The 8856-nt window shown below is 63.4% G+C and carries 7 protein-coding genes and 1 CRISPR repeat array; of the genes, 3 read left to right on the top strand and 4 right to left on the bottom strand.

What is annotated here, in order from left to right; translation table 11 throughout:
• Window positions 1-258 precede the first annotated feature (258 nt).
• The 3 genes from Q0K00_RS10335 to Q0K00_RS10325 form a co-directional block, all read right to left on the bottom strand.
• Window positions 259-1161: an aldo/keto reductase gene (locus Q0K00_RS10335; RefSeq protein WP_297229250.1), complete on the bottom strand. Its 903-nt coding sequence runs from the start codon at window positions 1159-1161 to the stop codon at window positions 259-261.
• Window positions 1162-1186: 25 nt separating this feature from the next.
• Complete coding sequence (locus Q0K00_RS10330) at window positions 1187-2323, bottom strand: aldo/keto reductase (RefSeq protein WP_297229248.1); 1137 nt, start codon at window positions 2321-2323, stop codon at window positions 1187-1189.
• Window positions 2324-2743: 420 nt separating this feature from the next.
• Window positions 2744-3463 carry a hypothetical protein gene (locus Q0K00_RS10325; protein ID WP_297229246.1) on the bottom strand — a complete coding sequence of 240 codons (720 nt, stop codon included), beginning with the start codon at window positions 3461-3463 and terminating at the stop codon, window positions 2744-2746.
• Between the two features lie 176 nt (window positions 3464-3639).
• Between Q0K00_RS10325 and Q0K00_RS10320 the strand changes: the two genes are divergently transcribed.
• Window positions 3640-3921 carry a helix-turn-helix transcriptional regulator gene (locus Q0K00_RS10320; RefSeq protein WP_297229244.1) on the top strand — a complete coding sequence of 94 codons (282 nt, stop codon included), beginning with the start codon at window positions 3640-3642 and terminating at the stop codon, window positions 3919-3921.
• A gap of 23 nt (window positions 3922-3944) precedes the next feature.
• On the opposite strand, the gene Q0K00_RS10315 is transcribed toward Q0K00_RS10320, so the two are convergent.
• Complete coding sequence (locus tag Q0K00_RS10315) at window positions 3945-5537, bottom strand: hypothetical protein (protein ID WP_297229242.1); 1593 nt, start codon at window positions 5535-5537, stop codon at window positions 3945-3947.
• Between the two features lie 328 nt (window positions 5538-5865).
• Here Q0K00_RS10315 and Q0K00_RS10310 point away from each other — a divergent pair, with 328 nt between their 5' ends.
• Window positions 5866-6696 carry a hypothetical protein gene (locus tag Q0K00_RS10310; RefSeq protein WP_297229240.1) on the top strand — a complete coding sequence of 277 codons (831 nt, stop codon included), beginning with the start codon at window positions 5866-5868 and terminating at the stop codon, window positions 6694-6696.
• Between the two features lie 299 nt (window positions 6697-6995).
• On the top strand, window positions 6996-8429 hold the full coding sequence (locus tag Q0K00_RS10305; protein WP_297229238.1) for an N-6 DNA methylase: 1434 nt from the start codon (window positions 6996-6998) through the stop codon (window positions 8427-8429).
• A 109-nt stretch (window positions 8430-8538) separates the two neighbouring features.
• Window positions 8539-8746: a CRISPR direct-repeat array (repeat unit 28 nt; unit sequence TTTCTAAGCTGCCTATGCGGCAGTGAAC).
• Window positions 8747-8856: the final 110 nt, after the last annotated feature.

Here is an 8856-nt window from a genome sequence, read left to right as displayed (position 1 = left end):
GCTGTCGATGCCTGTAAGGCTCCTGCGTCGCCTAACAGGCACGGCCCTGCGGGCCGCCTTTCGGTCGCCGCCGGCGCTGGAGGGGTTCCCCTTCCCCCCAAGCCCCCCATCCCTTCCCCAGCGCGCTTTTACCGGGGAAAGATTCAGGGACACGAAGTAACCCCGCCTCTATGGCAAGCGGAACGTGTACGGTTGATAGGTTTATATATTGAAATTATTTGTAAAATTAGTGCCGACAGGCCCTGGTGCCGACAGGCCCTACGGGGCGATGACCACGGGATAGGTCCGCTCCGTCACCGTCTGCGGGTCGTCGCCGCCCCGCACGCCGGTATCCAGTCCGTCGATGGCGTCCATATCGGCAGGGGAGAGGGCAAAGTCGAATATCGCCAGATTTTCCGCCATGCGCTGCGGATGCACGGATTTGGGAATGGCCGAATGTCCCCGCTGGATATGCCAGCGCAGGACGATCTGCGCCGGGGTCCAGCCCAGACGCCGGGCCAGCGACACGACGACCGGGTGGTCAAGGACATGACGCGCCTTGCCCGGCGCGGCGTCATAGACGTTGACCCCGCCGAGGGGGGACCAGGCCTGCGTCACGATCCCCAGACGCGCGTGGGCCTGCGCCAGTTCTTTCTGCGGGAAGAAGGGATGGAGTTCGACCTGATTCACGGCCGGGACGAGCGAGGTCTCGGCCATGAGCGCTTCCAGATTAGCCGCATCGTGATTGCAGACCCCGATGGCGCGGATGCGTCCCGCTGCGAGGTTCTGTTCCAGCACCCGGTAGGAGGCGACGGTCTGCGAAAAGCGGGAGGGGAGCGGCCAGTGCAGGAGGAACATGTCTACATAGTCCAGCCCCAGCTTGTCGAGGCTCCTGTCCAGTGCGCGCGCCGCGGCGTCCTGACCGTAGTCCGTCGGCCACAGCTTGCTGGTCACGAAGATGTCGGCGCGGGGGATGCCGCTCTGTCGGACGGCTTCCCCGACCTCCCGTTCATTGTTGTAGGCGGCCGCCGTATCGATGAGGCGGTATCCGGCCCGCAGGGCCGCCAGAACGGCTTCCGTCGTCGTTTCCGGGGCGATGCGGTACACGCCGAAACCGAGGCTCGGCATCATGACGCCGTTATTCAGCCGCAGCCGGCGCTCATTTTGCAATGATTCGTTCATATGCTGCTCCCTTTGGCGACAAGGATCATTTGTCGATCTGACTTTCCGTGAAGGGGTCCGCGCGGTGTCCCACAAGATGGATGCGGGAAAGGTCGGACGCGAATCCCTTGAGTTCCGCGGGCGACAGACTGACGGCGACCGCCCCGGTCAGCTCGTCGAGATGGGCCGGGTTGGTGGTGCCGGGGATGGGGGCTATCCAGGGGGCCTGCGCCAGCAGCCAGGCAAGCGCGAACTGGGACATGGTGCAGCCCTTGCGTCGCGCCCATTCACGGACCAGATGCGGCAGGGGCATATTCCGCTTCAGGGCTTCGGGCGTGAACTGCGGCAGCGTGGCGAGGCGGCCGCTGGGGAAGCGGCTGTTCTCGTCTATGGCCCCGGTCAGGAAGCCGCGCCCCAGCGGGCAGTACGGCACAAGACCGATGCCGAGTTCTTGCAGGGTGGAGAAGATCTTGGTTTCCGGTTCGCGCCAGAGGAGGGAATACTCGCTCTGGACGGCGCTCACGGGCTGGACGGCGTGCGCCCTGCGGATGGAGCGGGCGCTGGCCTCGGACAAACCGAAATGCAGCACCTTGCCCTCCTGAATGAGGTCCTTCACCGTCCCGGCGACCTCTTCCATAGGCACGGCGGGATCGACGCGATGCTGATAGAGCAGGTCGATGCGATCGGTGCGCAGACGCCGCAACGAGCCTTCCACCGCGCGGCGGATATGGTCCGGCCTGCTGTTCAGGGCGGTCGGCTGTCCTTCCTCGACGCCGAAACCGAACTTGGTGGCGATGACGACCTTGTCCCGGACCGGCGCGAGCGCCTCCCCGACCCATTCCTCACTGGTATGGGGGCCGTAGACCTCCGCCGTGTCGAAAAAGGTCACGCCCCTGTCGAAGGCCCGGCGGATCAGGGCGATCATGTCCTTTTTGTCGTATGTGCCGCCATAATAGCCCACCATGGGCAGACAGCCCAGCCCGATGGCGGAGACCTCCAGACTCCCCAGCCTGCGGGACGGCAGGGGAGCGGGCTGCCGTCCGCTCTTCGGCTCTGCGTCCTCTCCGGCCGCCCATGCCGTGCGGGGCAGGGCGTGGGCAAGGAGCGTCATCGTGCCGAGGGCCAGCCCCCCGGCCAGAAAACGGCGGCGTCCAGACAGGGAAAGTTCCTTTGCAGCGTCCATGATTGCCTCCATTGCAAGAATTCACTGCGGACTTTCCGTATAGCCGGGAAGCGCACGGCAAAAAACGTGCGTTTTTGGCAAAATCTTGCCTGATCCTGTCAGAGCGGGGATCATCCCGGCGGGACGCGACAGCCAGGGCCTGCCAGCACACGTTTTATAAATAATCGCAAGAGAGCATCCTGCCTGTGAAAAAGGCAGGATGCGAGGCGGCGGCACAGCGCCGCCCGGCCCAAACCAGGCGGAATGACCGCGTTTTTTCCGCGAAATGACAGGCCGTATGGTTGAAACGCAAAGCGTTTCAAACTGAAAATGCTCTCGACACGACAGACAAACTGGACACGCTCCGCTTACTTTTGGGGGCGGGGGCGACTCGTGTCCCCGACTCCTCCCCCGGTAAAAGCGCGCCGGGGAAGGGATATGTTAACAGCCCCTCCCGTCCGGTGCGGGCGGCTTTTTTGCCGTCGCCGCCAGACGGGTCTCCAGCTCGCTCATCTCGCGGGCGCAGGCGGCCCGCTCCTCACGGATGGCCGACAAGGCCCGATAGTCCTCGGCAATGGCCGCCCGGCAGGCTGCCAGTTCCTGTCTGGCGGCTTCGAGTGAAGGATGGGCGACCTGCCCGAGGAAATATTTGACGCCGAACAGGCCCTTTTCCTTGCGCAGGAAACGTTCGCTGGTCATGAAGTCCTCCATGTCCCCTTCCTGGAGATCGAGACGATTCATGAGGCCGACGAGCGCCTTGCTCTTTCTTAGGCATTCCTCTTGCTGACGCAGGGCCGCGTCCTGTCGCCTGAGGCTCTGATATCTTTTCCGCGCGGCAAATTCCTCTTCGGATATCTCCACGCGCCTTTCCAGAAGCACATGGGCGCCGGTGGTGTCGTTCCTGGTCATGCCTTCGGAGCTCCATGCGATGGTCGCCACGATGGGGATGACCCCGACGATGGAATATTGTCCGGCATCGGCAAAGCGGAGCAACTCGTCGAGTCGTTCGGCAAAGTTGTCATGATCGATCTCCGAATTGCCTGCGCCGAACCTGCTGACATATCTTGCCTGTATCGAATACCGCGCATGTTCGAGCCAAGTGGGCATACCCCGCTCCTTGTCGGCGGCGTTGACCGCCGTATCGTTTGCTGTTCTCACCATGAGCGCTTCCCTCATGGCGCAAGGGATCTTGACTATCGCCTACCTGATGTATCCATCGGGTAAGAGAAGCGGTAAATAGTGTCAAGCCAACTATTTCAATAGGCTGAGTCTTTCCGTATAACCGCTGAATTTATCGGGTAATTTTTTCCGTCAAGCTGAGATAGACTTGATGGGATATGAGCAAGAATTCCCCGCCATGCCCCTTCGGAGAGCTGCTGCTGCGCCTGCGGAAGGAACGCGGCATAAGCCAGTATGCCCTGTCGCGCACCTCCGGCATCAGCGAGCGGTATCTCAGCTATCTGGAACACGGCGTCTTCGAGCCGCGCGCCCGGACGTTGATCCGGCTGGCCGATGCGCTGACCATCCCTCCGGGCGAACTGTTCGCGCTCTATGCCGAGCGCCTGCGGGAGCAGGGGCTGGAAGAGCCGGAACAGACGCGTTCCCCCCGCCCCCGCTGACGCCGTCCCCCGCCCGCGCCGCATCAATCCTCCTCCGGCCCGAAGCACGCGTTCAGGCCGGGATACGGGGCCCGGCGCTTCCTCTTCATGCCCGCATCCCGCGGCGTCTCGTCGTCGCTCGAGGGGATATGCCGCGCCACGGGCCGCAGATAGGCCTCCTCCCATGAACGTTCCTGCCGCGCCTTGCGCAATTGCCGTTGACGCGAGAGAGGACGGCTGGGCAGGGCAGTGGAGGGTGACCGTCCTCCGTGGGCGGCCAGCGTGCTCTGGAGCGCGTCGTGCATGGTCTGCACGCTGACCTTCCCGACCACACGCCGTCCGGCGGCGGCGTCTATCCTGACCAGCAGGCCATTGCCCCGCGTATGGACGGTCAGCGGCGTCTGATCGTGCACATCCGCCAGCCGCTGGGTCTGCGGGTCATCCGAATAGAAAAAGACACGCACATTGAAATTGTTCAGCATGGCTTCCACAGCTTCGGGATCATGCGTGCGGGCCACGAGGGCCGCGACGGACTGCGTCCCCATGATGTTGATATTGCGGTATTCGCGATTGCGCGCCAGGAACGAGTTGTCGTTGTACTGATCCAGCCGCTCCACGGAAAGGAAATCCTGCGCTTCGTCGGTGATGCAGAACGTGTACTGGCCCTGCGGGAGCTGGAGCCCGTGCGCGTACACGGCGGCGTAGTAATCGCGCAGCAGGGTGCGGGCCAGCACCGCGCCCAGCTCCCCGCAGTCGGGCGCAAGGCGCAGGACGACGATCCGCCGACGGCGGTAGATCTCCCCGGCGATGTCCAGTACCGCCTTGCGGGGCGCAAAGAATTGCGCCTCAAGACCGTTCGTCTGGCGCAGCATCTGGATGGCCGTACGGACGACGCCGAGCCGATACCCCACCTGCTCCTGCCATGTCGTCTCCTCGGACCGCCTGAGGATGGGAGGGACGATGTGGAAATGATCCCCGCCGATGCGCCGGATAAGGTCGCACGCTTCGGGGTCCGCCTCGTCGTTGAATATGTCGCGGAACCGCTGGAAACACTCGCGCGCATAGGTCGGGTCGTTCATCATGCGTTCGAGGATGCACAGATGCATGGGCAATCCGCAGCGCTCGGACATCATGCGCATCATCATGAGGATATCGACCACGCAGCGCAGGCCGCGCATGTGGAACGAGCGGTTATGATCGTCCGGCGCAGAGCAGCACAGCATGAACTGTTGCAGGATGTCGTGCACGCGGGTGGCGGATGCTCCGGCGAGCAGGTTGATCTTCCTGGCCCGCGGGCCGGTCCCCAGCTCGAGGATATCCTTTTCCCGCCCGTATGCCCGGGCGATGGCCCGGATGTGATCGGTGAAATTGCCCTTGATGTCCACGATGAGGCCACCGAATCCCGCCGCCACGAGCCTGTCCGCCGCGGGCAGGATGATGGATGCGGTCTTGCCGCTGCCGGTCGTGCCCAGCAAGAGCGTATTGTGCCGGGCATCCTCGAACGTGACGTACTCGCCGCCGTCGAACTGGAGCAGGGCGGCGGGGCGGGGGGGCCGCCGCGCGGCGGCGGGGGCGGTCTGCGGCGCGGTGAGGAAACCGATACGACGGGTGGCGTGCGAACCAGTTGCGGATGTCATAAGCTCTCCTGTAGTAATTTTATTTATAAAAATCGTCTCAGGCCATAGCGAACGTATCCAGAGGGCGTGCATCAGGCACTTTCCCTGCGTCATATCTAAGCTTGCGCGGGTCTTTTGTAAAGTAATTTGATTTATACAAAAAAATAATTTTGTCATTACTATTTTTTTAAAAAATATTTTCAAATAAAATAAATATGTTGCAATCAAAGCCCTCCTCGACACAGATCCGCTCCACGGGACGCCACCGCCGAACAGACCCGGCATACGGCTTGTGCTTTGTGGAGAATGCTTTTATAATTGGCATTATTATTTTTTTGAGGCATATCTGATGGAAGTTCCTCTTCAGGCCCTTGCCGAGATCCGTGTGGGGTATCCGTTTCGGACCCGCGTCGTGCCGGACCCGCAAGGAGAGACGGCGATCGTGCAGCTCTCCGACCTCAGCGGGGAGACGCTGCGGACCGAAAAGCTGACCCGCGTGCATCTGGAAGATGTCAAACCGCATTTTCGTCTCCGACAGGGCGACATCCTTTTCCGCTCCCGGAGCATGGTGAACGACGCCACGCTGCTGGACGCGCCCCCCGCGCTGCCGCCGGGGGTGGAGCGCATCGTGGCGGTGGCCCCCATCATCATCATACGGCCGCGCCGCGCGCTGGATGCGGCCATCCACAAAAAATACGGCCTCCCTCCCACAGCGCCCTCCGCTTCGGCGGCCTACCTGCACTGGCTGCTCAATCATCCACGGACGCAAAGCCAGCTGCGCGCCCGCGGCACCGGCGACAATGCCGAGGTGCTCCGCAAGGGCGACCTGAGCGACCTGCCCGTCCCCCTGCCGCCCCGTGAAGCACAGGCGCTGATCATGGAAGCGGCGGACCTGCTGCGGCAGGAGCTCCGCTACCGCAGGCAGCTCATCGAGGACAGGCGGGAGATGGTGGAGGAGGCGCTGCTCTACCATGCCCGGCATATAGATACGGCCTTTTACGAACGGTCGTCCGATGCGCCGGATCTGCCGTCCCCGCATGAGGAGGAGGAAGAGGGATACCTCCTTGCGGCGTGCGACGATCCGCCGGAACCGCCATTCAGTCCCGATGCCCGCAAGGCGGCGACGGAGCTTGAAACGCTCATGGCCGATCTGGCGAAGGATGCCGCCAAGCGCACCTAAAGCATCTTGCCGTTGAAAAAGGCAAGATGCGAGGCGGCGGCACAGCCCCGCCCGGCCCAAACCAGGCGGGATGACCGCGTTTTTTCCGCGAAACGACAGGCCGTATGGCTGGAAACGCGAAGCGTTGCAAACTGACAATGCTCAAGGGCCTGTCAACACTACTCGCTGTCTGTTTGGGGGGAAGAGTCAGGGACACGAGGTGAGCCCGCCTCCATGACAGGCGGAGCGTGTGCGGGTAATAGACTTATACATTGAAATTATGTGTAAAATTGGTGCTCACAGGCCCTAAGGAGCCGCACATGTACGTCCCTTCCGAGGATCTCCCCGGCGGCGAAGAATACCGCCAATGGCTGCGGCGCGTCAGCGACTGCTGCGCCACGGCGCATGACTGGTTCGAGGCGCATCCCGGCACGCGCCGGTTCGGGGATGCCTACGCCTATCAGATGGAAGTGGAGGCCAGTCTGGGTTTTTTTGCGCTCTCGCAGCTTTGCCCGCCCGGTTTTTTCCACAAGCTCATCCGGCAGATCGAAGCCCGGCAGGCTTCCGCGCCCGCGCGCAGCGATCTCGCGGAGCCGTGCGAACCGTGGGAGGAGGCCGAATGGCCGCAGCTGGCTGTCCTCATCCGCATGGCGCTGGGGCGGCGGCAGAACTGCCTTTTCTCCCCGGAGCACGTCCCCGACCCGGAGACCCTGCGCGCCCTGCTTGCCGCCTTTGCGGACATGCCCCTGCTGGATCGGGACCTGGCCACGCATCTGCTGCTGGACAAACTGGCCGATCATGCCGTTTCGCGCGGCAAATCCCTGCCGCACCCCATCGTGCCGCGCTGGCTTGCCCGTCTCATGATCCGCCTTGCCGCCGTCGCTCCCGGGGAAACGGTGTGCGACCAGTCGATGGGCTTCGGCAACCTGCTGGCGGAGACCGCCCTCATGCTGCCGGTCGCGGAGCGCCTGCAATGCTCCGGCCACGGTGGGGGATCGCCGCTCGGTACCCTGCTGCCGTATCTGAGCGGGGTCGTCGATCTTGCGGATGACCCCTTTGCCGACAGCCCGCCCGATCGCGACATGCCGGACTATGCGGCACACTTTTCCATCGACGAGCAAGTGGCCCAGGGACACGATGTCGATATCAGCGCCGGGACCGCCGCGCGGGACGAGGCCATGCACATCGTTTATCGTCATCTCAACGAGCTGGACCTGAACAGGGGGCGCGCCGTGCTGCTGGCGCACATGCGCCTGCTGTTCCGCGAGGACGAGGACGCCGCCCGCCGGAGCGATCTGGTCAGGCGGGACCTGCTGGATGCCGTCATCCTGCTGCCGGGCAACATCATGCTGGGCGATACCACCGCCCGCGCCCTGCTGTTCTTCGACTACCGCCGAAAGAGCGGAAACGCCGGGCAGGCGGGGAAGGACATCTTCATGCTCGACCTCTCAGGCTGGGGACGCCGCAGCGGGATGCAGGTCCAGCTGGATGCCGAGGAGCGGGAAAGGATCGCGACATACATGACGCGGCGGGAAGAAGTGCCCGGCGTCAGTCGCCGCGTCCCGCGGGAAGAAGTGCTGCGCCATAACGTCTGGCTGCCCGCCCGCTATCTGGTGCAGGCCGCACCCAGCACACGCGAAGGCATCCGGCGGCTCGCGGACCGACGCGCCGCCATGGAAAACGATCTGCATGACGTGGAACGCAAGGTCGACGCGCTGCTGGACAGACTGGCGGCGCTGCGGCATCTGACATGATCGCGCGGGAGGCGGACAGGCCACGCCGCCCGCGACAGGGACGATACCGACACCGCCCCACGTGACGTGCGAGGAGGTGGCACGTCCCCCGGCCGCGTCCGAATCAGGCTCTCGAAACTGCCTATGCGGCAGTGAACGGCTCGTGACAAGCGGCCCCGGCGCTGCGTCGTTTCTAAGCTGCCTATGCGGCAGTGAACCGGACGCCAATCGCCCGCACCGGCGGGGTAATTTTCTAAGCTGCCTATGCGGCAGTGAACCCCTCCGTCCCTGTTCACTGACGAAGCCCGGATTTCTAAGCTGCCTATGCGGCAGTGAACAGCGTAGCGAGCACGGCGCGGTGTTGTGTTCCAATAGGTTGTTCACCCTTTCCTCATTCGGTAAGTTGGAAGTTACCAGACAAACCAACAAGCGAGCGAGGAAAAGGGTG

The organism is uncultured Desulfovibrio sp., assembly GCF_944327235.1.
Classification (GTDB): Bacteria; Desulfobacterota; Desulfovibrionia; order Desulfovibrionales; family Desulfovibrionaceae; genus Desulfovibrio.
This window is presented reverse-complemented; position numbering and strand designations above follow the sequence as displayed.

Bases quoted from the DNA above. Each gene is read 5' to 3' on its own strand.
- Q0K00_RS10335 (WP_297229250.1), bottom strand. From the start codon at position 1,161: ATGAACGAATCATTGCAAAATGAGCGCCGGCTGCGGCTGAATAACGGC.
- Q0K00_RS10330 (WP_297229248.1), bottom strand. From the start codon at position 2,323: ATGGACGCTGCAAAGGAACTTTCCCTGTCTGGACGCCGCCGTTTTCTG.
- Q0K00_RS10325 (WP_297229246.1), bottom strand. From the start codon at position 3,463: ATGGTGAGAACAGCAAACGATACGGCGGTCAACGCCGCCGACAAGGAG.
- Q0K00_RS10320 (WP_297229244.1), top strand. From the start codon at position 3,640: ATGAGCAAGAATTCCCCGCCATGCCCCTTCGGAGAGCTGCTGCTGCGC.
- Q0K00_RS10315 (WP_297229242.1), bottom strand. From the start codon at position 5,537: ATGACATCCGCAACTGGTTCGCACGCCACCCGTCGTATCGGTTTCCTC.
- Q0K00_RS10310 (WP_297229240.1), top strand. From the start codon at position 5,866: ATGGAAGTTCCTCTTCAGGCCCTTGCCGAGATCCGTGTGGGGTATCCG.
- Q0K00_RS10305 (WP_297229238.1), top strand. From the start codon at position 6,996: ATGTACGTCCCTTCCGAGGATCTCCCCGGCGGCGAAGAATACCGCCAA.